This is a genomic window from Sphingomonas sp. NY01 (assembly GCF_038809135.1).
GTDB classification, from domain to species: Bacteria; Pseudomonadota; Alphaproteobacteria; order Sphingomonadales; family Sphingomonadaceae; genus Sphingomonas; species Sphingomonas carotinifaciens.
This window is the reverse complement of record NZ_CP101722.1, coordinates 2531457-2554738: the sequence shown is the minus strand read 5'-3', so window position 1 is coordinate 2554738 and position 23282 is coordinate 2531457. Positions and strand designations below refer to the sequence as shown.

At 69.1% G+C, this 23282-nt stretch carries 22 protein-coding genes; 7 read left to right on the top strand and 15 right to left on the bottom strand.

The window, feature by feature from the left end:
* Positions 1-57: 57 nt before the first annotated feature.
* Positions 58-1818 carry an acetolactate synthase 3 large subunit gene (locus tag NPJ82_RS12370; protein ID WP_112381719.1) on the bottom strand — a complete coding sequence of 587 codons (1761 nt, stop codon included), beginning with the start codon at positions 1816-1818 and terminating at the stop codon, positions 58-60.
* Between the two features lie 88 nt (positions 1819-1906).
* A complete protein-coding gene (gene miaA, locus NPJ82_RS12365) occupies positions 1907-2833 on the bottom strand; it encodes a tRNA (adenosine(37)-N6)-dimethylallyltransferase MiaA (RefSeq protein ID WP_342657553.1) in 927 nt (308 codons plus the stop codon).
* Here miaA and serB point away from each other — a divergent pair.
* On the top strand, positions 2832-3716 hold the full coding sequence (serB, locus tag NPJ82_RS12360; protein WP_342657552.1) for a phosphoserine phosphatase SerB: 885 nt from the start codon (positions 2832-2834) through the stop codon (positions 3714-3716). The two genes, miaA and serB, sit on opposite strands and share 2 nt — an antisense overlap.
* A gap of 19 nt (positions 3717-3735) precedes the next feature.
* On the opposite strand, the gene NPJ82_RS12355 is transcribed toward serB, so the two are convergent.
* The gene (locus NPJ82_RS12355) at positions 3736-4719 is read right to left on the bottom strand and encodes an SPOR domain-containing protein (RefSeq protein ID WP_342657551.1); all 984 of its coding nucleotides are present in this window, start codon (positions 4717-4719) and stop codon (positions 3736-3738) included.
* 146 nt (positions 4720-4865) lie between these two features.
* On the opposite strand from NPJ82_RS12355, the gene NPJ82_RS12350 reads away from it, so the two are divergent.
* The 3 genes from NPJ82_RS12350 to NPJ82_RS12340 are packed head-to-tail and all read left to right on the top strand — an operon-like array spanning position 4866 to position 7283.
* Positions 4866-5579: a ParA family protein gene (locus NPJ82_RS12350; RefSeq protein ID WP_342657550.1), complete on the top strand. Its 714-nt coding sequence runs from the start codon at positions 4866-4868 to the stop codon at positions 5577-5579.
* On the top strand, positions 5579-6028 hold the full coding sequence (locus NPJ82_RS12345) for a hypothetical protein (RefSeq protein ID WP_342657549.1): 450 nt from the start codon (positions 5579-5581) through the stop codon (positions 6026-6028). Before NPJ82_RS12350 ends, NPJ82_RS12345 begins: the two co-directional genes overlap by 1 nt.
* A gap of 1 nt (position 6029) precedes the next feature.
* Entirely contained in the window at positions 6030-7283 is a 1254-nt protein-coding gene (locus NPJ82_RS12340; RefSeq protein ID WP_342657548.1) for an SPOR domain-containing protein, read from the top strand.
* A 7-nt stretch (positions 7284-7290) separates the two neighbouring features.
* Here NPJ82_RS12340 and NPJ82_RS12335 read toward each other — a convergent pair whose 3' ends face one another.
* The 8 genes from NPJ82_RS12335 to coxB form a co-directional block, all read right to left on the bottom strand.
* Positions 7291-8460, bottom strand: a complete 1170-nt coding sequence (locus tag NPJ82_RS12335; protein ID WP_342657547.1) for an NAD(P)/FAD-dependent oxidoreductase — start codon at positions 8458-8460, stop codon at positions 7291-7293.
* 454 nt (positions 8461-8914) lie between these two features.
* On the bottom strand, positions 8915-9094 hold the full coding sequence (locus tag NPJ82_RS12330) for a hypothetical protein (RefSeq protein WP_112381051.1): 180 nt from the start codon (positions 9092-9094) through the stop codon (positions 8915-8917).
* Complete coding sequence (locus NPJ82_RS12325) at positions 9094-9552, bottom strand: GreA/GreB family elongation factor (RefSeq protein WP_342657546.1); 459 nt, start codon at positions 9550-9552, stop codon at positions 9094-9096. The genes NPJ82_RS12330 and NPJ82_RS12325 overlap by 1 nt, the downstream gene beginning before the upstream one ends.
* 67 nt (positions 9553-9619) lie before the next feature.
* Entirely contained in the window at positions 9620-10678 is a 1059-nt protein-coding gene (locus tag NPJ82_RS12320; protein WP_342657545.1) for a c-type cytochrome, read from the bottom strand.
* Positions 10675-11286 (bottom strand): cytochrome c oxidase assembly protein, encoded by a 612-nt coding sequence (locus NPJ82_RS12315; RefSeq protein ID WP_342657544.1) that lies wholly within the window; start codon positions 11284-11286, stop codon positions 10675-10677. Before NPJ82_RS12315 ends, NPJ82_RS12320 begins: the two co-directional genes overlap by 4 nt.
* A complete protein-coding gene (locus tag NPJ82_RS12310) occupies positions 11283-11663 on the bottom strand; it encodes a hypothetical protein (protein ID WP_112381047.1) in 381 nt (126 codons plus the stop codon). The genes NPJ82_RS12315 and NPJ82_RS12310 overlap by 4 nt, the downstream gene beginning before the upstream one ends.
* 25 nt (positions 11664-11688) lie before the next feature.
* Positions 11689-14208 carry a cytochrome c oxidase subunit I gene (ctaD, locus tag NPJ82_RS12305; protein WP_342657543.1) on the bottom strand — a complete coding sequence of 840 codons (2520 nt, stop codon included), beginning with the start codon at positions 14206-14208 and terminating at the stop codon, positions 11689-11691.
* Positions 14205-15218 carry a cytochrome c oxidase subunit II gene (gene coxB, locus NPJ82_RS12300; protein WP_342657542.1) on the bottom strand — a complete coding sequence of 338 codons (1014 nt, stop codon included), beginning with the start codon at positions 15216-15218 and terminating at the stop codon, positions 14205-14207. The genes ctaD and coxB overlap by 4 nt, the downstream gene beginning before the upstream one ends.
* Positions 15219-15411: 193 nt before the next feature.
* On the opposite strand from coxB, the gene NPJ82_RS12295 reads away from it, so the two are divergent.
* The gene (locus tag NPJ82_RS12295) at positions 15412-17112 is read left to right on the top strand and encodes a DEAD/DEAH box helicase (RefSeq protein WP_342657541.1); all 1701 of its coding nucleotides are present in this window, start codon (positions 15412-15414) and stop codon (positions 17110-17112) included.
* Positions 17113-17157: 45 nt separating this feature from the next.
* Here the strand turns inward: NPJ82_RS12295 and NPJ82_RS12290 are convergent, their stop codons facing one another.
* The 4 genes from NPJ82_RS12290 to NPJ82_RS12275 all read right to left on the bottom strand — a co-directional run bounded on the left by NPJ82_RS12290 (position 17158) and on the right by NPJ82_RS12275 (position 21125).
* Positions 17158-18369, bottom strand: coding sequence for a dihydroorotase (locus NPJ82_RS12290; RefSeq protein ID WP_342657540.1), 1212 nt, complete (start codon positions 18367-18369; stop codon positions 17158-17160).
* Positions 18366-19349, bottom strand: a complete 984-nt coding sequence (locus NPJ82_RS12285; RefSeq protein ID WP_112381042.1) for an aspartate carbamoyltransferase catalytic subunit — start codon at positions 19347-19349, stop codon at positions 18366-18368. The genes NPJ82_RS12290 and NPJ82_RS12285 overlap by 4 nt, the downstream gene beginning before the upstream one ends.
* A gap of 211 nt (positions 19350-19560) precedes the next feature.
* The gene (gene ruvX / locus NPJ82_RS12280) at positions 19561-20019 is read right to left on the bottom strand and encodes a Holliday junction resolvase RuvX (protein ID WP_342657539.1); all 459 of its coding nucleotides are present in this window, start codon (positions 20017-20019) and stop codon (positions 19561-19563) included.
* Positions 20016-21125, bottom strand: coding sequence for a DUF3089 domain-containing protein (locus NPJ82_RS12275; RefSeq protein WP_342657538.1), 1110 nt, complete (start codon positions 21123-21125; stop codon positions 20016-20018). The genes ruvX and NPJ82_RS12275 overlap by 4 nt, the downstream gene beginning before the upstream one ends.
* A 140-nt stretch (positions 21126-21265) precedes the next feature.
* On the opposite strand from NPJ82_RS12275, the gene gatC reads away from it, so the two are divergent.
* Both gatC and gatA read left to right on the top strand, forming a co-directional pair.
* Complete coding sequence (gene gatC, locus NPJ82_RS12270) at positions 21266-21568, top strand: Asp-tRNA(Asn)/Glu-tRNA(Gln) amidotransferase subunit GatC (RefSeq protein WP_342657537.1); 303 nt, start codon at positions 21266-21268, stop codon at positions 21566-21568.
* Positions 21568-23052, top strand: coding sequence for an Asp-tRNA(Asn)/Glu-tRNA(Gln) amidotransferase subunit GatA (gatA, locus tag NPJ82_RS12265; RefSeq protein WP_342657536.1), 1485 nt, complete (start codon positions 21568-21570; stop codon positions 23050-23052). Before gatC ends, gatA begins: the two co-directional genes overlap by 1 nt.
* Positions 23053-23282 lie beyond the last annotated feature (230 nt).

Below are 23282 nucleotides of genomic sequence, written 5' to 3'. Positions count from 1 at the left end.
TCCACCATGCCGCTTCGCGTCACGGTCCCCCTCCCCGTGCTGGGGAGGAAAAAAGTTTCAGACCAGCGCCTTGGCCTCGTCGTCCATGGTGCCCGAGACCTCGTTGGCCTGGAGGATCATGTCCGTGTGCGCCGCGCCGCTCGGGATCATCGGGAAGCAGTTGGCGAGTTTCGCCACGCGGCAGTCGACGATCACCGGGCCGTCATGGTCGAGCATCGCCTGGATACCGTCATCCAGCTCGTCGCGCTGTTCGATGCGGATACCCTTCCAGCCATAGGCCTCGCCCAGCTTCACGAAATCGGGCAGCGAGTCCGAATAGCTTTCGGCATAGCGGCTTTCATAGGTCAACTCCTGCCACTGGCGGACCATGCCCATATATTCGTTGTTCAGGATGAAGATCTTGACCGGCAGGCGGTACTGGCTGGCGGTGGCCAGTTCCTGGATGTTCATCTGGATCGAGGCTTCACCCGCGATATCGATGACGAGCGCGTTCGGGTTGCCGATCTGCGCGCCGATCGCGGCGGGCAGGCCATAGCCCATCGTGCCGAGCCCGCCCGAGGTGAGCCACTTGTTCGGCTTTTCGAAGCCGAAATGCTGCGCGGCCCACATCTGGTGCTGGCCGACCTCGGTGGTGATGATCGGATCGCGGGCGTGCGTCGCCTCCCACAAGGCACGCACCGCGCGCTGCGGCATGATCGCGTCGCCGACTTCCGGGAAGGACAGGCAGTTGACCGCACGCCATCCGGCGATGCGCCGCCACCAGTCGCCCGTCTCGGGCCGGGGATGCTGGCGCGCCTTCCACACGCGAACCATGTCCTCCATCGCATGGCCGACATCGGCGATGATGGGCAGGTCGACGCGAACATTCTTGTTCACGCTCGACCGGTCGATATCGACATGCACCTTGCGGCTGTTCGGGCTGAACGAGTCGAGGCGGCCGGTGACGCGGTCGTCGAAACGGCTGCCGAGCGCGATCACCAGATCGGCCTGGTTCATCGCCATGTTCGCCTCATAGGTGCCATGCATGCCGAGCATGCCGAGGAACTGCGGCGAGGAGGCCGGGAAGGCGCCAAGGCCCATCAGCGTCGAGGTGACGGGCGCACCACTGATCCGCGCAAGCTCGCGCAACAGTTGCGAGGCGGCCGGACCCGAATTGATGATGCCGCCACCCGTATAAAGGATCGGGCGCTCGGCGGCGGCGAGCATGTCGACCACCTGCTCGATCTCGCTCGGCTCCGCCTTGATGCGGGGGCGGTAGGTCTTGTGCTGGATGGGCCCCGGCTTCGCATATTTCGCGGTGGCGACCTGCACGTCCTTGGGAATGTCGATCACGACCGGCCCCGGGCGGCCCGAAGTCGCGATATGAAAGGCCTCGTGAACCACGGCGCCGAGGCGCGCGGGGTCCTTCACCAGATAGTTATGCTTGGTGCAGTGGCGGGTGATGCCGACGGTATCGGCTTCCTGGAACGCATCGGTGCCGATCAGCGCGGTCGGCACCTGACCGGTGATGACGACCATCGGGATCGAATCGAGCAGCGCGTCGGTGATGCCGGTGACCGCGTTGGTCGCGCCGGGGCCGGAGGTGACGAGCACCACGCCAGGCTTGCCCGTGGCGCGGGCATACCCCTCCGCCGCATGGGTCGCCGCCTGTTCGTGGCGAACGAGGATGTGACGCAGCCGCCCGCCGCTCTTTTCCGCATAACGGAACATCGCGTCGTAGATCGGCAGCACGGCGCCACCCGGATAGCCGAAGACGACCTCCACGCCGAGATCGCACAGCGCCTCGACCAGAATATCGGCTCCGCTCTTCTCCGTCATCATCGGTCCTTTCACTGGCACACGGGACGAACCGCCGTAGCGCCTCGTCCAAGGGGCGGCTACCGATGATAAAAGTTCGTGTCAACCATCAGTTTCGTAATAAAATGTCTGCTGCATTGCGGCGCGTTTCGTTGTCATGGTCGGAAATGCGATGCCAATGATCGTCCAACTGGTTGCGAAACCACGTATATTGCCGCTTCGCATAGCGCCGGGTGGCGAGTGCGCCGGCGGCAGCGGCTTCGTCGGAAGAAAGATGGCCGGCGAGCAGCGCGGTGGCCTCGGGCACCCCGATCGCGCGCCGGATGGGCGCGTCTGCGGGAAGGTCGGTGCGGGCGACGAGCGCGGCGACCTCCTCCAGTCCGGTGGCAAGCATGTCGGCGAAGCGGGCGTTGATGCGCGCGAACAGCCAATCCCGATCGGGGAGGAGAACGAGGGCACGGGGGTCGATCGTGTCGGCGATGCCGCCATGCCTGTGCGCCTGCCATGCGGCGAGCGGGCGGCCGGTGGAGCGGACGACCTCCAGCGCGCGGGCGACGCGGGTGGTGTCGGCGGGGTTGAGGCGGGCGGCGGCCGCCGGATCCTCGATCATCAGCGCGGCATGGGCCTGTGCGACGGGTACGGCGCGAACGGCGGCGCGGACGCTTGCGTCGATGGCGGGAACCGGCGCGATGCCATCCAGCAGGGTGCGCAGATAAAGGCCGGTGCCGCCGACGAGGATGGGAAGCCGGTCCTCGGCCAGCGCCTCGGCGATCGCGGCCTTTGCATCGCTGGCCCAGCGGGCGGCGGAGTAGCCGGCATCCGCACCATCGACATGGCCGAACAGGCGGTGGGGCACGCGTGCTTCCTCCTCGACCGGGGGCCTTGCGGTCAGGATGCGCAGGTCGCGGTAAACCTGGGCGGAGTCGGCGTTGATGATCGTGCCGCGGTGCGCCAGCGCAAGGTCCAGCGCGAGAGCGGACTTGCCGCTGGCGGTTGGCCCTGCGATGAGCGCGACCTTCGGTAAAGGAGCCTTCATGTTCACAGCGACGCTGATAGCAGCAGGTGGCCGGCTGGCCGACGGGGATTTGCAGGCGGCGGCAGATCGGCTGGCGGCCGCATCCATCGAGCCGGGCGCACGGCGCTGGATCGATCACGGCGTGGCCGCCGATATCGACTTTGCGGGCGACCCGCTGGTGGCCCGCGAGGCGCTGGAGGGCGCATTCGCCGCGACGGATATCGTGGTGCAGCCGAGCGAGGGACGCGAAAAGCGGCTGCTGGTCGCGGACATGGATTCGACCATGATCACCGTCGAATGCATCGACGAACTGGCCGATTATGCCGGGATCAAGGCGGAGGTCGCCGAGGTGACCGAGCGGGCGATGCGCGGCGAGCTGGATTTCGGGGCGGCGCTGGATGCGCGCGTCGCGCTGCTGGAGGGGCTGGACGAGGGCGTGATCGCGCAGTGCCTGGCCGAACGCGTGACCCTGATGGCGGGCGCACGGACGCTGGTGCGCACGATGAAGGCGCGCGGCAGCCTGACCGTGCTGGTGTCGGGCGGGTTCACCCGCTTTGCCGAGCCGGTCGCAGCCGAGATCGGGTTTGACCGGGCGATCGCCAATGTGCTGGAGATCGAGGGCGGACGGCTGACAGGCCGGGTGCGCAAGCCGATCGTGGGGTCGGACACCAAGGAAGCGACACTGCTGGCGGCACTGGCCGAGCGCGGCCTGGAGCCGGGCGCGAGCATGGCGGTGGGCGACGGCGCGAACGACCTGGCGATGATTCGCCGCGCCGGCCTTGGCATCGCGTTCCGGGCCAAGCCGATCGTCGCGGGCGCAGCGGGCGCGCGGGTGGATCAGGGCGACCTGACCGCGCTGCTCCATGCGCAAGGGATTGCGCGGAGCGCGTGGGTGGAGGGCTGACCCCTCCACCCGGTCGCGATCAGCCGTTCACCACCACGCAGGGCACGCCGGAGCGGGCACAGGCCTGGGTCGCGGCGGCGCGGGTGGCATAGCCGCCGGCCTGAAGCCGGGTGACGCCGCCGGCGGGAACGTAGAAGGGCTGCGCGCCGGTCAGGCGGGCGCGGACCTTGCCCCACTGCGCCTCGGCATTGGCGCGGTCGCGAAAGGCGCCGAGCTGGATGCGCCACGCACCGGATTTGGCGGGGGTCGCCGCGGGCTTGGCCGCAACCGGGGTCGGCTTGGGGGCCGGCGCCGGCTTTACGGCGACGGGGGTGGGTTTCGGCGAGACAGGGGACGAGGCGGGCAGCGGCGTGGTGCGGATGGCCGGCTGGCGCGGTGCCGGCGGCGTCGCGGTCGGGGTGGCGGCCAGCGTCGGCCGGGGAGCGAGGGTGCGAGCCTGCGCGGCATATTGCTGGGCCAGGCGCGTTCCGCGTTCGCGATCGGCGGGCGTGATATACTGGTCCATCTGCAACAGCGTCTCGGACGCGGCGTTGAGTCCGGCCTGCGACGCGCGGGTCATCAGCGCATAGGCGCGCGGATAGTCGCGCGCCACGCCATCGCCGTTGAAGAGCATGGTGCCGAGCACGAGCTGGGCGCGCGGTTCGCCGCGGCCGACCGACTTTTCCAGCCAGGGCACGGCGTCGCCCTTCTTGCCGGACTGGAAGAGGGCGAGGCCGTAATTGTCCTGCGCCTGTTCATGGCCCTGCTGCGCGGCTTTGCGGAACCAGCTTTCGGCGAGCGCGGGGTCCAGCGGCACGCCGCGGCCGAGCTTGTAGGCCTGCGCCAGATTGAACTGCGCGTCCGGGTCGCCGGCGACCGCGGGGCCGCGCCATTGTTCGACCGCAGCCTTGTAGTCGCCGCGGCCCCAGGCATCCACGCCGGCTTTCACATCGGCGCCCGCGGGCCATGCCGCGCCCATCGATGCCGCCACCAACAGCAAGCCAAGCATCCGCTTCATCACCATCGACCCTTATTCCTGTTCATCGGCCCTGCGACACGTTCCAACCATAGTGGACCGGATCGGACACGGAACGGTGTTAACCCATCCTTATCGGGCCTGGTGCCATCAGAGCGCTTAACAAAGGGCTCCATAGCGGAGAACGGGGGAATATGCGCGTTCTGGCGATGGCATCGCAAAAGGGCGGGTCGGGGAAGACGACCCTGTCCGGACATCTGGCCGTGCAGGCCGAACTGGCGGGGCAGGGCCCGGTCGTGCTGATCGACATCGATCCGCAAGGTTCGCTGGCGGACTGGTGGAACGAGCGGGAGGCGCCGACGCCCGCCTTTGCGCAGACCAACGTGACAAGGCTGGCGGCCGACTTGGAGACGCTGCGGCAGGAGGGTTTCCGGCTGGCGGTGATCGACACGCCGCCCGCGATCACCATGGCGATCCAGAGCGTGATCACGGTGGCCGAGCTGATCGTCATCCCGACGCGGCCGAGCCCGCACGACCTGCGCGCGGTGGGGGCGACGGTGGATCTGTGCGACCGGGCGGGCAAGCCGCTGCTGTTCGTGGTCAACGCCGCCACGCCCAAGGCGCGGATCACCACCGAGGCGACGCTGGCGCTGGCGCAGCATGGCACGGTGGCGCCGGTCACTATCCACCAGCGCACCGATTTCGCCGCATCGATGATCGACGGGCGCACGGTGATGGAGGTGGATGCCAAGGGGCGCTCCGCCGCGGAGATCGCCGCCTTGTGGACCTATGTTTCGGATCGGCTGGAGAAGAACTTCCGGCGGACCGTGTTCAGCGTGCCATCCGCGGTGATCGGCGCGGGCGTGCGGCCGCAGGCGAACGGCTTTGGCCGGCGGGTGGTGAGCTGATGGCCGCGCAGCCCAAGCCCGCGGCGTCGCTGTCGTCCGGGTTGCTCGCCCGCAAGGGCCACGCGCGCCCGGCGATGCGGCGGCAGGACGCGGCCGGACCGGACGATCTGGGCTGGAACGACATGGGCGCGGGCGCGCCGGCACCGGACGTGTTGCCGCCCGTGCTGGTCGAACGCGCCGCGCTGGCGCGCGAAGTGGCTGGTGGACCGACGCTGTCGGCGGCGGCCGCCGCGCAAATCGGGCGCGACAGTGCTGCACAGGTGCGCAAGACGGGCCGGGCCGCATTCACGTTGCGCCTGGACGGCGAGCGGCACCTGCGGCTGCGGTTGGCGAGTGCACTGGCGCATCAATCCGCGCAAAGCCTGGTGACGCAGGCGCTGGACCAGTTTCTGGCAACGATGCCCCAGGTGGATGCGCTGGCCGTCCAGGTGTCGGCAAAGGACGGCTGATATGACGCGATCGATCATTGTGCTGGGCGTGTCCGCCCTGGTGCTGGGCAGTGCCGTGAGCGGCTGTGCGGTGCAATCGCGCAGCGTGACGCCCGCGGTGGCGAATGGCGGCGATGCGCAGGCGGTGAAGGCGGCGGCCAAGGCGGCGAAGCGTGCGCAGCGTGCTTTGGCGAAGCAGGATGCCGTGGCGGCGGTCGGCTTTGCCGAGGAGGCGGTGCGCCTGCGGCCACGCGAAGCCGGACACCGGCTGGTGCTGGCGCAAAGCTATCTGAAGACGGGGCGGTTCGTCGCGGCGCGAGCGGCCTTTGGCGATGTGCTGGCGCTGGAGCCGGACAATGGGCGCGCCGCACTGAACCTGGCGCTGATGACGATCGCGGGTGGCGACTGGCTGGCGGCGCGGGGCGTACTGGCCGAACATGCCACGCGGATTCCGGCGGCGGACCATGGACTGGCGCTGGCGCTGGCGGGTGATCCGGCCGGCGCGGTGGCGATGCTGACCGCGGCGGCGCGCGAACCCGGTGCGGGCGCACAGGTGCGCCAGAACCTGGCGCTGGCGCTGGCGCTGGCCGGCAATTGGCAGATGGCGCGGGTAGTGGCGGCAACCGACATGTCGCCGGCGGATGTCGATGCGCGGATGCAGCAATGGGCGGACTTCGCGCAGCCGCATGGCGCCGCCGACCAGGTGGCGACGCTGTTGGGGGTGACGCCGGTTGCGGACGCAGGACAGCCCCTGACGCTGGCACTGCACGCGCCGACGCCGGTGGCGCCGCCCCAGCTTGCCGAGAAGGTGGGCGCCGAGCAGATCGAGGACGCGCCGATGCAGCCGGTGCAGCCGGTGCAGCCGGTGACGAGGCCGCCGGCGATCGTGTTCGCGGCGCCGCGTGAAGTGGTGCAGTCCCTGCACGGCAGGACCCGCATCGGCGGGAACCCGGTGGTGCCGCGGCGCGCCGATCCGGCAACGGGGGAATGGTACGTCCAGCTGGGCGCCTATGGCAGTGCGGAGGGCGCGCGCGAGGCGTGGAGCCGGAGCGCGCAGCGGCTTGCCCGGATCGGGGAACATGCGCCGCGCAGCACGACCTTCCGGTCGGCGGACGGCACGGTGTACCGGCTGTCGGTCGGCGGGTTCGCACGGGGCGATGCCGAGGGGCTGTGCCGGCGATTGAAGACGGCGGGCGGCGACTGTTTCGTGCGGCGGCAGGCGGGCGACCGGGTGGCGGCATGGGCGCGCGGCGGGATCATGCTGGCCGCGCGCTGACCGGGCGTCACAGCGTCTGTGCGCAGGCCCAGCCGCTGGCCCATGCCCATTGGAAATTGTAGCCGCCGAGCCAGCCGGTGACGTCCACCGCCTCGCCGATCGCATACAGGCCGGGGACGCGGGTGGCCTGCATATCCTGTGACGACAGCTCGGCGGTGGCGATGCCGCCAACGGTAACCTCCGCCTTGGCAAGCCCCTCGGACCCGTTGGGGGTGAAGGACCAGCGCGACAGCCGATCGGTGGCGGCACGCAAAGCCTTGTCCGTGCAGCCGGCAAGATCGGGGGCGAGGGCGAGGCGATCGGCCAGCGTTTCGGCGAGACGGTCGGGCAGGTGGGTGGCCAATGCCCGGCGCGGCGAGAGGCGCGGCGTCGCGCGCTTGGCGGCGATCAGCCAGTCGGCGTCCATGTCGGGCAGGAAGTCGATCGTCACCGCATCGCCGTGGCGCCAATAGGACGAGACCTGCAGGATGGCAGGGCCGGACAGGCCGCGATGCGTGAACAGCGCCGCTTCGCGAAACTGCGCCTTGTGACAGCGGGCGACGACCTCGGTCGCGACACCCGACAGGCTGCGGAACAGGGTTTCCTCGCCGCCCAGCGTAAGTGGGACGAGCGCGGGCCGCGGCTCGACCACCTTCAGGCCGAAGCGACGGGCGAGCTCATAGGCGAAGCCGGTCGCGCCCATCTTGGGGATACTCGGCCCGCCGGTGGCGATGACGAGGCGGTCCGCCTCATGGGTGAGGCCGCCATGGCGGACGCGGAAGCGGCCATCGGCATGGGCGACATCGGTGATCGGCTGGCCCAGTTCGATGCGGACGCCGCCCCGGTCGCATTCGTCGAGCAGCATGGTGACGATCTGGCGCGCGGAGCCGTCGCAAAAGAGCTGCCCGAGCGTTTTTTCGTGCCAGGCGATGCCGTGCGCCTCGACCAGCGCGAGGAAGTCGGCGGCGGTGTAGCGGCGCAGCGCCGATTTGGCGAAATGCGGGTTCGCCGACAGGAAGCGGTCGGGGGCGGTGCCGATATTGGTGAAGTTGCAGCGGCCGCCGCCCGAGATCAGGATCTTCTTGCCCGGCGCATCGGCATGGTCGAGCACCAGGATGCGCCGCCCGCGCTGGCCGGCGACGGCGGCGGCCATGAGGCCGGCGGCGCCGGCGCCGAGAATGATCGCGTCATAGTGCATTGTTGGATTCGCCGGCTTGACGGGGGTGGGGCGGCTGCGGCGACTCGTAAGTGGACACTACACCCCCTGGGCCGTGTCCACTTACCGTTTTTGCAATCGTCGGTTTCGGCGAGGGGGGCGGGCTTTGCGCGGCCGGGGTCATGGGCGGGACATAGGGGATGGGGGGTGTGTAGGACAGCGGATTTGGTTCTTGCGGAGGCGCGGAGAGAAGGAAGAAGGTCGGTTCACGCGAAGACGCGAAGACGCGAAGAGAAGAAAGAAGGTTGGTTCGCGCGGAGACGCGGAGACGCGGAGGTGTTGCGTTCGTGGTGAAGTCGCGCCTCCTCTCGTTCGGAAGACGATGTTGAGGCCAGTGGGGTTCGAGAGCCTTCGGCTCGGGAAACTCTCCGCGTCTCCGCGTCTCCGCGTAAAACGAACTTCTTCGCGGCTTCGCGGCTTCGCGTGAACCAGCTCTTTAACGCAGCTTGGCGATAGAAAGACCGTCTTCCTTGGCGCGCTGTTTGATCGACTCCTCGCTGCGGGTCATCGCCTTGGATATCGCTTTGAGCGCCATGCCCTTCTTGGCGAGGGTGTGCAGCTTCTGGATCTCGTCGGGGCGCCAGGGCTGGCGGTGGCGTTCGAACTTTTCGGCCATCAGATCGGCTCCACGCTGTCGAGGGTGATCGCATCGGTGCGGCCGGCGAAGTCGAGTTGCTCGCCGGGGGTGGCGCCGATCAGGGCGCGGGCGAGAGGGGCGGAGAAGGCGATGCGGTCGGCGGCGGGGTCCGCCTCGTCATGGCCGACGATTTCCAGCGTGCGGCTCTGCCCGTTCAGGCGGAAGCGGACACGGGTGCCGATGCCGGCCTCTTCCGACCCGGGCGGGGGTGCGAGTTCGGCGGTGGCGGCGCGCGTGTTCCAGTAGCGGAGGTCGCGCTTGAGCGCGTCCCTGGCGTCGGCGGGGGCCGCGGCGATCCGGCGTTCCAGTTCGGCGACGCGGTCGCGGATCATCGCCAGACCGCGCGGCGTGACGAGGTTGGGGCCGGGCGGGATCGGCAGCTCGAACTTGGGTTCGAGATGTTCCTCGTCGGATTCTCGGCGAAAGGCTACGCTCATGGATGAACAACGCTTTGGGGCATGGCGCGGGTCCATGGCCGGGGCGGGCGCCGCCCGCAATAGCGGCCTAGCGCTGCCCCGCCAGATAGCGGGCCAGCCGGTCGATCATCTCGTCGGGAATACGGCGGGCGATGACCGGCATGGTGGCGTGGGTCTTGCGCGCGTCGACGACATTCTTGTCGCCCTTCCAGTGCCGTAGCCGCTGGGCGAGGTAGAGGGGCTTTTGGCCCGACAGGACGGGGTAGGGTTTGCCGGGGGCGTGGCAGCTGGCGCAGGCGGGAAGTTGCAGGCGGGGGATGCCCTGCTGGACGATGCGTCGTGCCATGGGGTCCGGCGCGGGGGCGACGGGGGCGAGGCCGGGCATGGTGGCGAAGTGGGTGGCGAGGGCGCGCATCTCCTGCTCGGTCAGCGCGGCGGCGGCGTTCTGCATCACTGCGCTGTGACGGGCGCCGGTGGCGTAGGCGCGCAGGGCGGTGAGCAGATAGGCGGGGCTCTGACCGCCGAGGACGGGGATGTCCGGCTGGTTGCGGCCGCGGCCGTCCGCGCCGTGACAGGCGATGCAGCCGGTGAGCGTGGCGGTGCGAATGCCGCGGACGCCGACGGTGCCGGCAGCGGCGGCATCCTGGGTCAGCGCGCGGTACTGCGCGGGCGTCATGCCCGGCAACGCGCGGACGAAGGCGACCATGGCCCGGATCTCGTCGCCGCGTTCCGGTGCGGGCCAGGCGGGCATGCCGCTATATTTCACGCCGTGTTTCAGGATCCAGTAGAGCTGCTTGTCGGTCCATTGCCGGGCGTTGACGGACAGGTCGGGGGCGGGGGGCGTGGCGGCCTGCATGACGGGGGAGGGGCGCTGGCCGGGGGCGCCGTGGCAGGAGGCGCAGGCGCCGGCGAAATGGCCGGCGGCGCTGACGAGGACGCGAGGGGCCTTGGGGTCGTCGGGCGCGGAAAAGGCGGCGTGCGTCTTCACCGAGTTGCGCATGACCCAGTGAAGGAACCAGTCGGTGACCGGCCAGTGTCCGCTGGAGGCGGCGACGTTGAAGAGGCCGGACCAGGCAAAGAGCATGCCGGCGGCGAACAGGCCGAACAGCGTGGCGGCGACGCGTTTCCAGGTGAGGCGTATCGTCATGACCGGGCTTCCCGCAGGCGGAGCAGGCTGGCGAGCATGGCAAGCCCGCCGAAGAAATAGGCGGCCGCGCCGATCATCAGCATGACGACGCCGCCGACCTGTTGATCGGCGAGCGGCTCCATGCCGTGCGCGGCGTGGAGGCCGGCATAAAGCGGTCGGGGCGCCAGGCCGATCAGCGCACCGAGCAGGGTCATGTGCATGGAGGTGAGCAGCATCGCCGCCACCCCGCCGGCGCGGCGCGCCCAGCGGGCGTCACCCGCCGCCCCCAGCGCGGCGGACCAGAGCAGCAGGCCGGCGACGAGGAAGCTGGCCTGTTCGGCGATCAGGACGAGCGGGTAAGCCTCGGCGGCGAGGCGGAGTGCGGGTACGTGCCAGCTCCAGACCACGACCAGTTCGACCACCGACATGGCGAGCGGCGTGACGATGCGGGGAAAGCGCGTCGCGGGATCGGCCGGCGTGCCGGCGATGGCGAAGGCGAGCAGGGGCGCCGCCACCGCGACCGCGATCATGTGCCCGGCCATGTGGCCGATCATGCCAAAGCCGCTGCCGGCAAAGGCCCAGCCCAGCAGGAGAAACGCCGCGCCGGCGGCAAGGCACAGGCGCGTCATCGGCAATCGTTCAGCAGGATGACGGGCAGCGCGGTGAAGATCACGCCGACAAAGCTGAGCGCGGCGAGAAGCAGCGTGGCGGTGGCGAGAAAGCGCAGCCGGTCGATATCGGTGCCCTGTTCGTGCGGGGGCGGATCGCCCGGCGTGCGCGACTGGACAAAGGCGATCCAGCCCGAGACGAGGATGATCCCGAGCGCCACCACCGTGCCGATGGTGAAGGCGGTGGGAAAGAGCGACCATTCGCCGAGCTTCGCGCAGGACACCGCCGCCCAGATATAGGAAAACAGGAAATGCACCGCCCAGACGCCGGGCGGCACGATGAGCGTCCAAAGCGTGACCTTCAGCCGCTTCACGCGGTTGCGGAAGCCCGGTTTCATGCGGATCGCTCCTGCGCCCGCCCCATCACGCCACCGCCGGGAACAGGCCGATCGTCGCATAGGCGACAAGGGCGGTGAGGGCGAGGAAGTGCTGATACACGGTGATGTTGCGAATGTCGGCGTCGTAGGTGGGGGTCATGCGCCCCGCGAGGCTGCGGGCGAGCGTATAGCTCTGCATGATCGCACCGATGCCGGCGTGCACCGCGGTCCAGATCGCGAGCGTCCAGACGATGGCGGGGTAGACATGCGCCTCCGGGTTCATCGCATATTGCCACGGCCCCGCCAGCCCCGCGAACAGGCTGGCAAAGGTGGCAAGCAGGCTGACGACGAGCAGGGTGCGGGCCAGCGTCACCTTGCCGCGGGCATGCACCTCGCGGGTCGCGATCGTGCCGGCCCAGCCGACCAGCGTCAGGGCCAGAGCGACCATCGGCCAGACCATGCCGGGGCCGGGGAAAGCAGGCGGCGGGAATTCGGCATGGATCGTCCAGAAGAAATAATAGCCGAAGACGAGGCCGGAAAAGGCGGTGGCGTCGGCCATCATGGTGATGAACATCGCCCACCAGCCCGAGGACGACGGGCCGGAAAGATAGAGCGGCACCTCCAGCCCGTGGCCGATCGGCTTGCACGGCTTTTCGGGGATCTCGGCGGTGCCGGTCCACAGCCACCAGAGCACCATGGCAAGCGTGGCGAAGGCGGCGAACAGCGCGGCCATGTAGAGATGATAGGTGGTCAGGATGAACACCGCGCCGAGCACGATGGCGGTCAGCATCGGCTTCCAGCTCGGCGTGCCGAGGCGGATGACGGCAATGGGGCGCGCATCGAGCACGGTGGTGATGATCGTCTCGCGCCGGCCCTCCTCCGCATCGGGCAGGAAGAAGCGGCCTTCATCGACCTTCTTCACGAAATCCTTCTGGTCCCAGATCGGATAGCGGCTCTCGATCAGGGGGACCGAGCGGATGCCCCAGTCCTCGTCATCGGGCAGGGCCAGCCATTCGAGCGTGCCGGCGTTCCACGGGTTGCGCTTGCCCTTGGGCCGGGTCGGGGAGAGTGCGAGGTCGAGGCAGACGATCGCGACGCCGGCGGCGAACAGATAGGCGCCGATCGTCGAGGCGAGGTTCAACCCGCCGATGCCCAGTTCGGCCGGATAGGTGAAGACGCGGCGGGGCATCCCCTCCAGCCCGGACAGGTGCATGGGAAAGAAGGCGAGATTGGCGCCGACGAACATGATCCAGAAGGCGACGCGGCCCATGCGATCGGAAAGTTTCTTGCCGGTGATGAGGGGCCAGTAATAATAGAGGCCGCCGAAGAGCGGCAGCAACGTGCCGCCGATCAGCACGTAATGGAGATGGGCGACGACGAAATAGGTGTCGTGCGCCTGCCAGTCGAACGGCGCGACCGCGACCATCACCCCGGTCAGGCCGCCGACGACGAAGATGGCGAGGCTGCCGGACGCATAAAGGAGCGGCGTCGACCATTTCACCTTGCCCGCCCAAAGGGTGGCGATGAAGGCGAAGATCTGGATCCCCGTCGGGATCGCCACCGCCTCGGACGCGGCCGAGAAGAAGGCCAGGCTGATCTTGGGCAGGCCGGTCGCGAACATGTGGTGCACCCACAGGCCGAACGATAGAAAGGCGGTGCCGACCGCGGCCAGCACGATCCACGGATAGCCGAGCAGATGCCTTTGCGCAAAAGTGGGGATCAGCATGGCGAACAGCGCGATCGACGGCAGGAAGACGATATAGACCTCCGGGTGGCCGAAGATCCAGAACAGGTGCTGCCAGAGAAGCGGATCGCCACCGCGCGCGGCATCGAAGAAGGGCCAGCCGAGCAGCCGCTCCATTTCGAACAGGACGTCGCCGGCGATCAGCGGCGGGAAGGCGAACAGGATCATCACCGCCACGACCAGGATGTACCAGGCATAGAGCGGCATGAGGTTGAGGCGCATGCCCGGCGGGCGGCATTTGAGGACGCCGACGATCAGTTCGACTGCGGCGGCGACCGAGGACACCTCGATGAAGGACAGGCCCAGCATCCAGATGTCGGCGCCCAGCCCGGACAGGTCGGTGCGGGTGGTGAGCGGCGGATACATGAACCAGCCGCCGTCGGGCGCGGCGTTGAAGAAGATCGAGCCCGACACGAAGACGCCGCCGATCAGGAACGACCAGTAGCCAAAGGCCGACAGGCGCGGGAAGGGCAGGTCGCGCGCGGCTAGTAGCTGCGGCAGGAGGATGATCGACACCGCCTCGAACATCGGCACGGCGAACAGGAACATCATCATCGAGCCGTGCAGCGTGAACAGCTGGTTGAAGGTGTTGGCCGAGACGAGGTCGTTGTCGGGCACGGCAAGCTGGGTGCGCATGATGAGCGCCAGGACGCCGGCGAACAGCATGAAGCCGAAGGCGGTCAGCGTGTACCACACGCCGACGCGGTTGTTGTTGGTATCCGTCCAGCGCAGGAACAGCCCCTCGGGCGGCTTCCACACGGCCCGCAGGCGTTCCTCCTGCGCGCGGCGGAGGTCCGGATCGTCTTGTGCGTGGAGGCTCATTTGAGGCCCTGAAGGTAGCGGGCGATGGCCGTGGCTTCGGCTTCACGCATCTGGGGGAAGGCGGGCATGCGCACGCCGGGCTTGGTCGCCTCCGGATGGCGGATGAAGCGGGCGATGTTCTGCGTCGTCGGCTCCAGGATGCCGGCGGCAAGCGTCCGGCGGCTGCCGAAATGGGTGAGGTCGGGGCCGATCGTGCCCGCCTGCGTCGTGCCGCGGATGCTGTGGCAGGCGCCGCAGCCATAGCTTTCGAACGCCACCATGCCGACCAGCACGGGATTGTTCGGCACCATCTGAAGTGGCACCGGGCGAGGCGGCTGCGCCTGCGCGGCGAGCCACGCGTCGAACGCGGCGGGCGGCATGGCGACGACGTCGAACGCCATCAGCGCATGACTGAGCCCGCAAAATTCGGTGCAGACGCCGCGATAACGCCCCGGCTTTTCGGCGCGGACGACGAGATTGGTGACGCGGCCGGGGATCATGTCCATCTTGCCGGCAAGGCCCGGCACCCAGAAGCTGTGGATCACGTCTCCGGCGGTGAGTTCGAGCGACACGGTGCGGCCGACGGGCAGGCGCAGCTCGTTGGCGCCCTCGACCGGGCCGCTGGGGGTGCGATACTGGGTGCGCCACCAGAATTGCTGCGCATCGACGCGGATGCGCAGGTCGGCGGGGCCGACGGGGGCGGGCTTCATCATCGGCAGCGAATAGACGAGCAGCCCGCCGAGCAGGATCGTCGGAAAGACGCCGCCCAGCCACAGCACCATGCGCATGCCCTGTTGATGGGTGATCGCACCCTCGGCCGAGGTGACGGCACGGCGCATCAGCCAGAACAGGCCGGCGGCGAGCAGGACGGCACCGATCAACAGTAGGATCAGGAGCGAGCGCAGCGCATCCGCCTCCGCCCCGAACGGCGCGAGCGCGGACTGGTGCGTGTTGCAGCCGGAAAGCCAGGCCAGTCCCGAAACGGGGCACAGCCAACGAAGTGCACCCCCACGATCCCGGGTGCCTATCACCTTGATACGAAAGCCGCTGATCGCCGGCACCCCTTTTGCCCACCCCCCTGTAAAGAGTGGACCCAGCGCCGCGTCTGTGCCATGTGGCCGACGCATTTCACGGGACGCACCTAATCCAGGCTGGTCTGGATAACACTCGGAAGCCGGGAACGATCCTTGGTTTTCGAGATGCGATCCCCATTTCTGGAGCCTCATGCCCTTTTCGTCTCTCCCGACGCTTCTCTCCGAAGCGCTTGGTGCCCGCGGTTACGCGGCACCCACCCCCGTCCAGGCCGCCGTCATCGAGCCGGAGGCCATCGGCCGCGACCTGATCGTGTCCGCACAGACCGGTTCCGGCAAGACCGTCGCCTTCGGCATCGCCATGGCCGGCGAGCTGCTGGAGGACGGCACGCTGCCGCCGCCGCGCACGCCGCTGGCGCTGGTCATCGCGCCGACGCGCGAACTGGCATTGCAGGTCAGCCGCGAACTCGCCTGGCTGTACGAAGGGGCGCGCGCGCGCATCTCCACCTGCGTCGGCGGCATGGATGCCAGCCGCGAGCGTCGCTCGCTGAGCAACGGCGCACATATCGTGGTCGGCACGCCCGGTCGTCTCCGCGACCATCTGGAGCGCGGTGCGCTCGACCTGTCGTCCTTGCGCGTCGCGGTGCTGGACGAGGCGGACGAGATGCTCGACATGGGCTTTCGCGAGGATCTGGAAGAGATACTCGACGCAACGCCGAACGAGCGGCGCACCTTGCTGTTCTCGGCCACCATGCCGCGCCCGATCGCACAGCTTGCCAAGCGGTATCAGCGCGATGCCCTGCGCATCGAGACGATCGGCGAGGAACGTGGCCATGCCGACATCGCCTATCAGGCGGTGACGGTGGCGCCGGCCGATATCGAGGCGGCGGTGGTCAACCTGCTGCGCCTGCACGAAGCGGAGACGGCGATCCTGTTCTGCGCGACGCGCGACAATGTCCGGCACCTGCACGCCAGCCTGGTCGAGCGCGGCTTCGCGGCGGTGGCGCTGTCGGGTGAGCATTCGCAGAACGAGCGCAACCACGCGCTGCAAGCCCTGCGCGATGGCCGTGCGCGGGTGTGCGTGGCGACCGACGTCGCGGCGCGCGGCATCGACCTGCCGGGCCTGACGCTGGTGGTGCATGTCGAGATCCCGCGTGATGCCGAGACGTTGCAGCACCGTTCGGGCCGGACCGGCCGCGCCGGGCGCAAGGGCACCGCGATCCTGCTGGTGCCGTATCCGCGCCGTCGGCGCGTCGAGGGCATGTTGCGCGGGGCGCGCATCCAGGCGGAATGGCGCCGCCCGCCGACCCCGGAAGAAATCCGCGCTGGCGACCGCGAGCGGCTGCTGGCCGCGCTGCTCCAGCCGGTCGAGGTGGACGACGAGGACAAGGCGCTCGCCGAAAAGCTGATGGCCGAAAAGCCGGCGGACGAGATCGCCGCGGCCCTGGTGCGTGCGCACCGTGCGGCCATGCCGCAGCCCGAGGAGATGGTGGACAGCGGCGAGCGCGACGGTCGCAGCGACCAGCGCGAGCGACGTGCCGGGTTCGAGGACACCGCCTGGTTCCGGATGAATGTCGGCCGGCGGCAGAATGCCGATCCGCGCTGGCTGATGCCGCTGCTGTGCCGTCGCGGGCATATCACCCGCAACGAGATCGGCGCGATCCGCATCCAGCCGAACGAGACGCTGTTCGAAGTGCCGAGCGCGATCGCGGCGCGTTTCGCGGCGGCGCTGAAGCGTACCGCGGCCGAGCATGCCGATGACGGGATCGAGATCGAGCCAGCCGAGGGCGGTGCGATGTCGAGCGGTCGCCCGCAGAGCCGTGCGCCGGCGGGTGCGGGTGGCCCCGGCGGCCCGCGTCGTCACGCGCGTGGACCGAAGGGCCCGCGGCGGTGATTTTCTGATTTCCCTCTCCCCGCCGGGGAGAGGGCTTTTGCTACATCAGACCTCCCGGCCTGCCTTCCACAAGCGCAGCGCCTTGCCCTGTACGGGGAGGCCGTCAAACGGGGTGTTGCCCGCAGACGCGAAGCGGTCGCCGAGGATCTGCCACGGCGCGCCGGCGTCGAACAGCAGCAGGTCGGCGGGCTTGCCCGGCTCCAGCGTGCCGGTATCGAGCCCCAGGATGCGGGCCGGATTCGTCGCCAACTTCTCGAACAGTTTAGCCAAGCTCAGCCGCTCGTCGCGGACCAGCATCAGTGCCAGCGGCAGCAGCGTTTCCGCACCCGCCATGCCGGGCGCGGCGTCGACGAAGGGCAGGCGCTTTTCCTCCGGCCCATGGGGATCATGACCCGATGCGATGACGTCGATCGTGCCGTCCGCCACCGCGGCAAGTGCGGCCTGACGATCGCTTTCGCTGCGCAAAGGCGGTGACAGGCGCGCGAAGGTGCGGAAATCCGTCGTCGCGATGTTGGACAGGTGCAGGTGGGCGGGCGTGATGCCGCAGGTGACGCGCACGCCGCGGCGCTTGGCGGCGCGAACGAGGTCGAAGCCGGCGGCGGTCGTCACCTGGCGAATGTGCAGGCGGGCGCCGGTGTCCTCGGCGAGCATCAGGTCGCGGGCGATGGCGAGCGCCTCGGCGATGGCGGGGGCGGCGGGCAGGCCGAGGCGGGTGGCTGTTTCGCCCTCCGTTGCGACCGCGCCTGCCGCGAGGCCGCCATCCTCGGCATGGGTGATGACCGCGAGATCGAGGTCGTGCGCATAGGCGAGGACCCGGTGCATCACCCCGGCGTCCGCGATCCAGCCGCGCCCGGTGCCGACCGCGCGCGCGCCGGCCGAGGCGCAGATCGCCATTTCGGCCATGTCGGTGCCGGCAAGCCCGCGCGTGGCGGCGGCAATGGGGTGGATCCACAGATCGGGCTTGCCGATCAGCGCGGCGCGCTGGACGATGCCGGGATCGTCGAGCACGGGCGACTGGTCGGGCATCAGGCCGACGCGGACGATGCCGCCGGCGCGGGCAGCGGCGCGGTCGACCTTGAAGATGCCAAGGTCGATCAGGCCGGGGGCGAGCGTCTTGCCCGCGCAGTCGATGACGGTCGCGTCGGCGGGCGCGTCGCCGGTGCCGAGGATGGTGCCGTCCTGCACCAGAAGCGTGGCGCGCTGCTCGCCGCCCACGGGGCAGACCAGGGCGGCGTTGGTGAAGGCGGTGACGGTCATGCCCAGCCCTCCACGCCGCGCGCCCTTCGCGTCAGGACATCCAGGCAGGCCATGCGGACGGCGACGCCCATCGCCACCTGTTCGGTGATCGCCGATTGCGGGCCGTCCGCCACCTCCGAATCGATCTCCACCCCGCGGTTCATCGGGCCGGGATGCATGACCAGCGCATCGGGCTTGGCGCGCTTCAGCCGTTCCGGCGTGAGACCGTAGCGGAGGCGATATTCGCGGGTGGAGGGGATATAGCCGCCGCCCATGCGCTCATTCTGGACGCGCAGCATCATGACCACGTCGGCATCCTCGATCGCACGGTCGAAATCGGTGAAGGGGGTCACGAACATCCGGTCGATCGCGGCGGGCATGAGGGTGGAGGGCGCGCAGACGCGGACCTCTGCGGCAAGTGCGGTGAGGGCGAGGATGTCGGAGCGGGCGACGCGGCTGTGCAGGATATCGCCACAGATGACGACCCGCTGGCCGGCGACATCGCCCCGGGCGCGGCGGATGGTCAGCATGTCGAGCAGTGCCTGGGTCGGGTGTTCGTGGCGGCCATCGCCGGCGTTCAGCACCGGGCAGTCGACCTTGTCGGCGATCAGGCGGACCGCGCCGCTCGCCATGTGGCGGATGACGATCACGTCGGCGCGCATGGCGTTGAGCGTCTGCGCGGTGTCGATCAGGGTTTCGCCCTTCTTCACGCTCGATTGCGCGGCGTGCATGTTGACGACATCGGCACCCAGCCGCTTGCCAGCGATTTCGAACGACAGCAGCGTGCGGGTCGAATTCTCGAAAAAGGCGTTGATCTGGGTGAGCCCGGCGAGGCGCGTATCGGGCACGTCGCGCGTTCCCCGGCCGATCCACTGCTCGGCTTCGTCGAGCAGGAAGCTGATCTCGTGGGGCTGAAGCCCCTCGATCCCGGTCAGGTGCCGGTGCGGGAACACGGCGCCGCCCGGTAGGACGGCGGCGGGGCGGTGGTCGGAGGTCTGCATCAAAGCCGCCGGGTAGCGAGCGGGCGGGGTGGGGGCAAGGGATTTGGGGTTTGTCCCTCTCCCCGCCGGGGAGAGGGAGGGGATCCGCGGCGTAGCCGTGGGGAGGGTGAGGGGCTGCCACCTAGTGAGGCGCTGCTTGGCGGCCCCTCACCTTCCCACTGCCTAAGGCAGCGGGCCCCTTCCTCTCCCCGGAGGGGAGAGGAGGTTGAGTTCATGCCATGGTCAGGGCGTCGATGGCGGCTTGCAGGATATGGGCGGCGGCGAAGTTGTCGATCTTCTCGGCGCGTTTGGCGCGGCTCATGTCCTGTTCGATCATGAAGCGTTCGACCGCGACGGTGGACCAGCGTTCGTCCCAGAGCAGGACGGGCCCCAGATCCTCGCAATTGCGGGCAAAGGCGCGGGTGGATTGCGAGCGGGGGCTCTCCGAACCGTCGAGATTGAGGGGAAGGCCGATGACGAGCCCCTTGACCGACTGCTTGGCGATCAGGTCGGCGAGCAGCGCCTTGTCCTGCGCGAACTTGGTGCGGCGGACGAGGGTAGCGGGGCTGGCAAAGGTCCAGCCGGCATCGCACAGCGCGGTGCCGATCGTCTTGGTGCCGACGTCGAGGCCCAGCAGGCGGCCGCCGGTGGGAAGCGCCTCGCGAAAGACGTTGCGGTCGAGCGTGATCACCGCGCGAACGCCGCCAGCCGGCGGTTCGCATCCGCGCGGACATTGGCCCAGAACAGGCTGTAGTCGTAGACATGGTAGTTGTTGCCGGGCAGCACATAGGGGCCGACATTGGGGCCGTCGCCGATCAGCAGGAAACCGCGATCGCCGCAGCGGGCGGCGACGCGGTTCGGCAGCAGGTCGGCGGTCTTGAGATCGGGCGAGGGGTAGAGCGTGCCGAGATTGGCGGTGGCGGGTGCCTGCACGTTCGGGGTGCCGGTCAGCGGGTTGGTGCACAGCATCGGCGTGTCGCGGCGCGGGGCGCCGTTGAAGCCGTGCGTCTGATCATACAGGTCGAGGATCAGCGACGGGTCCGCCGGCTCGGCAAAGGTCTGCCACGAGAGGATGCAGCCGGTCTGGTCCGCCGTCCCGCAGGCGGGCAGGCCCATGCGCGGCAGATCGGTGGTGACGGAGACGGGCCAGCCGACCACATAGGCGGCGACGATACGGCGGGTAAGCGCAGGGTTGCCCGCCACCCGGTCGCGCAACAGCCGGGTCAGGTGGAGCGCGCCCTGGCTGTGCCCGGCGAGGATGATCGGGCGATCCGGCCCGATCGTGTCCAGAAACGAACCGAACGCCGCGTCGATGTCGCCATAAGCGAGCGCCAGCGCCCGTTCGGCATCCGCCACGCTGGTCAGGAACGCGCCGAACGTCGCCTGGCGATAGCGCGGCGCCCAGACATCGCCGGCCGCGTTGAACGCGCTGGCCTGGCCGCGCAGGAACAGCGCGGTGCGCTCGTTGGTCTCCGCATCGTCCAGCGGCGCGTTCCAGCTCGCCTTGCTGATATAGGAGGTCGGGTGGATGAAGAAGATCGCGGCCCCCGTGCCAGTCTTGCCCGGCGCATGGCCGGCGGGCGTCCATTGTGCCGGATTGTTCGGCAGTTCGGGACGCGCGAGCCACAAGGCGGTGCGATCGTAGAGCGACGGCGGGGCCGCCGGCTGTGCCCGGAACGACTCGCCGGGCACCGTCGACCAGCGCAGCAACTGGTTGCCGAACAACCGGTAGGCGAAGGTCGCGGCTATCGCGAGCACGATGAGGCCCGCGACGACATAAAGGAATTTGCGGGCCACATCATATCTCCGTTGTGCAGTGCAGCAATAGCATCGCCGCCGCAACCGCCAACTCCGTGCCGTAGCGTTGCGCATGTTGCAATCGGCGTCACGTGGCAAAAGCGTTGCGCGCGGAGTGGCGGCATTGTAGCCGCAGGGGCATGTCCGTAGATACTGCAACCGTGAAACGGATCGCGAGCCTGGCGCGCATCGCGATCACCGACGAGGATGCCAGCCGCCTGGCGCCCGAACTGGGCAACATTCTGGGCTGGATCGAGCAACTGGGCGAGGTCGACACCAGCGGGGTCGAGCCGATGACCGCGGTGATCCCCAATACGCTGCGCCTGCGCGACGACGTGGTGAACGCCGATCCGCTGACCGGCGGCGACCTGCGCGATGCGCTGATGGCCAGCGCGCCCCAGGCCGAACATGGCTTCTTCACGGTGCCCAAGGTGATCGAATAATGAGCGACGTGACCAATCTGGGCATTGCCGGCATCCGCGACGGTTTCCGCGCGGGCGACTTCTCCGCACGCGAGGTGGCCGAGGCCTTCAACGCGAAGGTGGCGGCTGCCAAGGCGCTGAACGCGTTCCTGTTGGAAACGCCCGACCATGCGCTGGCCGCGGCCGACGCCGCCGACAAGGCACGCGCGGCGGGCGATGCGGCCAAGCCGCTGGCCGGCGTGCCGATCGGCATGAAGGACCTGTTCTGCACCAAGGGCGTGGCGACCACCGCGGCGAGCCACATCCTGGAAGGCTTCGTGCCGCCCTATGAGTCCACCATCTCGCAGAAGTTGTGGGATGCGGGCGCGGGCATGCTCGGCAAGCTGAACATGGACCAGTTCGCCATGGGGTCGTCCAACGAGACGAGCGCGTTCGGCAACGTCATCTCGCCGTGGCGGCGGAGCGACGGCGGCAATGCCGCGCTGGCGCCGGGCGGATCGTCTGGCGGATCGTCCTCGGCGGTCGCGGCGCGGCTGTGCCCGGGTGCGACGGGGACGGACACCGGCGGGTCGATCCGCCAGCCGGCCGCGTTCACCGGCATTTCGGGTATCAAGCCGACCTATGGCCGCTGTTCGCGCTGGGGCACGATCGCCTTTGCTTCCTCGCTCGACCAGGCGGGGCCGATGGCGCAGGACGTGCGCGACTGCGCGATCATGCTGGAGGCGATGGCGGGTTTCGACGCCAAGGACGCGACGTCGCTGCAACTGGACGTGCCGAACTGGGAAGCAGGGCTGAACGCGGACCTGAAGGGCAAGCGGGTCGGCGTGCCGCGCGAATACCGGGTCGACAACATGCCCGCCGAGATCGAGGCGCTGTGGAGCCAAGGTATCGACTGGCTGCGCGATGCAGGCGCCGAAATCGTCGAGGTGTCGCTGCCGCATACGAAGTACGCGCTGCCGGCCTATTACATCATCGCCCCGGCCGAGGCCTCGTCCAACCTCGCGCGCTATGACGGCGTGCGCTATGGCCTGCGCGACCTGCCCGAGGGGGCGGGGTTGCAGGACATGTATGCCGCGACGCGCGCCGACGGCTTCGGCCCGGAGGTGAAGCGCCGCATCATGATCGGCACCTATGTGCTGTCCGCCGGCTTCTACGACGCCTACTACACGCAGGCGCAAAAGGTGCGGGCGCTGATCGCGCGCGATTTCGAGCGAGCGTTCGAGCAGTGCGACGTGCTGTTGACCCCCACCGCGCCGTCCGCGGCGTTCGCGCTGGGCGAGAAGCAGGCCGATCCGATCGCGATGTACCTGAACGACGTCTTCACCGTGCCCGCCAGCCTTGCCGGCCTGCCGGCGATGAGCGTGCCGGGCGGGCTGGATGCGGGCGGTCTGCCGCTGGGCCTGCAGATCATCGGCAAGCCGCTGGACGAGCAGGGCGTGCTGAACGCCAGCCTGGCGATCGAGCAGCGCGCGGGCTTCACCGCGCGGCCCGAGGCCTGGTGGTAGGCCTTGGACGCAGCCGATCTTCTTGAGGCTTGTCTCGAGTTGGTCGGCTGGGTTGTCGAGGCCGCGGGGGATCGTCCTGAACGGGATGACGATGCCCCGGCCCGGCGGCGAAGTGCGGCTGTGTTGAAGAATATGGGGTCGTCGGTCGGGCCCCGTTTGCATGTGTGGAGCAAAGGTCGCCGCGGTGAAGACCTGACCGGTACCAAGCGCTCCGACGGATTTGGGCAGGA

Excerpts from the sequence above, each read along its gene's own strand:
- NPJ82_RS12290 (WP_342657540.1), bottom strand. The coding sequence starts at position 18,369 with ATGACCGTCACCGCCTTCACCAACGCCGCCCTGGTCTGCCCCGTGGGC.
- NPJ82_RS12335 (WP_342657547.1), bottom strand. The coding sequence starts at position 8,460 with ATGCACTATGACGCGATCATTCTCGGCGCCGGCGCCGCCGGCCTCATG.
- serB (WP_342657552.1), top strand. The coding sequence starts at position 2,832 with ATGTTCACAGCGACGCTGATAGCAGCAGGTGGCCGGCTGGCCGACGGG.
- NPJ82_RS12285 (WP_112381042.1), bottom strand. The coding sequence starts at position 19,349 with ATGCAGACCTCCGACCACCGCCCCGCCGCCGTCCTACCGGGCGGCGCC.
- miaA (WP_342657553.1), bottom strand. The coding sequence starts at position 2,833 with ATGAAGGCTCCTTTACCGAAGGTCGCGCTCATCGCAGGGCCAACCGCC.
- NPJ82_RS12295 (WP_342657541.1), top strand. The coding sequence starts at position 15,412 with ATGCCCTTTTCGTCTCTCCCGACGCTTCTCTCCGAAGCGCTTGGTGCC.
- NPJ82_RS12310 (WP_112381047.1), bottom strand. The coding sequence starts at position 11,663 with ATGAAACCGGGCTTCCGCAACCGCGTGAAGCGGCTGAAGGTCACGCTT.
- NPJ82_RS12345 (WP_342657549.1), top strand. The coding sequence starts at position 5,579 with ATGGCCGCGCAGCCCAAGCCCGCGGCGTCGCTGTCGTCCGGGTTGCTC.
- NPJ82_RS12340 (WP_342657548.1), top strand. The coding sequence starts at position 6,030 with ATGACGCGATCGATCATTGTGCTGGGCGTGTCCGCCCTGGTGCTGGGC.
- NPJ82_RS12370 (WP_112381719.1), bottom strand. The coding sequence starts at position 1,818 with ATGACGGAGAAGAGCGGAGCCGATATTCTGGTCGAGGCGCTGTGCGAT.
- NPJ82_RS12325 (WP_342657546.1), bottom strand. The coding sequence starts at position 9,552 with ATGAGCGTAGCCTTTCGCCGAGAATCCGACGAGGAACATCTCGAACCC.
- NPJ82_RS12350 (WP_342657550.1), top strand. The coding sequence starts at position 4,866 with ATGCGCGTTCTGGCGATGGCATCGCAAAAGGGCGGGTCGGGGAAGACG.
- NPJ82_RS12320 (WP_342657545.1), bottom strand. The coding sequence starts at position 10,678 with ATGACGATACGCCTCACCTGGAAACGCGTCGCCGCCACGCTGTTCGGC.
- NPJ82_RS12315 (WP_342657544.1), bottom strand. The coding sequence starts at position 11,286 with ATGACGCGCCTGTGCCTTGCCGCCGGCGCGGCGTTTCTCCTGCTGGGC.
- NPJ82_RS12355 (WP_342657551.1), bottom strand. The coding sequence starts at position 4,719 with ATGGTGATGAAGCGGATGCTTGGCTTGCTGTTGGTGGCGGCATCGATG.
- NPJ82_RS12330 (WP_112381051.1), bottom strand. The coding sequence starts at position 9,094 with ATGGCCGAAAAGTTCGAACGCCACCGCCAGCCCTGGCGCCCCGACGAG.
- gatA (WP_342657536.1), top strand. The coding sequence starts at position 21,568 with ATGAGCGACGTGACCAATCTGGGCATTGCCGGCATCCGCGACGGTTTC.
- ctaD (WP_342657543.1), bottom strand. The coding sequence starts at position 14,208 with ATGAGCCTCCACGCACAAGACGATCCGGACCTCCGCCGCGCGCAGGAG.
- gatC (WP_342657537.1), top strand. The coding sequence starts at position 21,266 with ATGTCCGTAGATACTGCAACCGTGAAACGGATCGCGAGCCTGGCGCGC.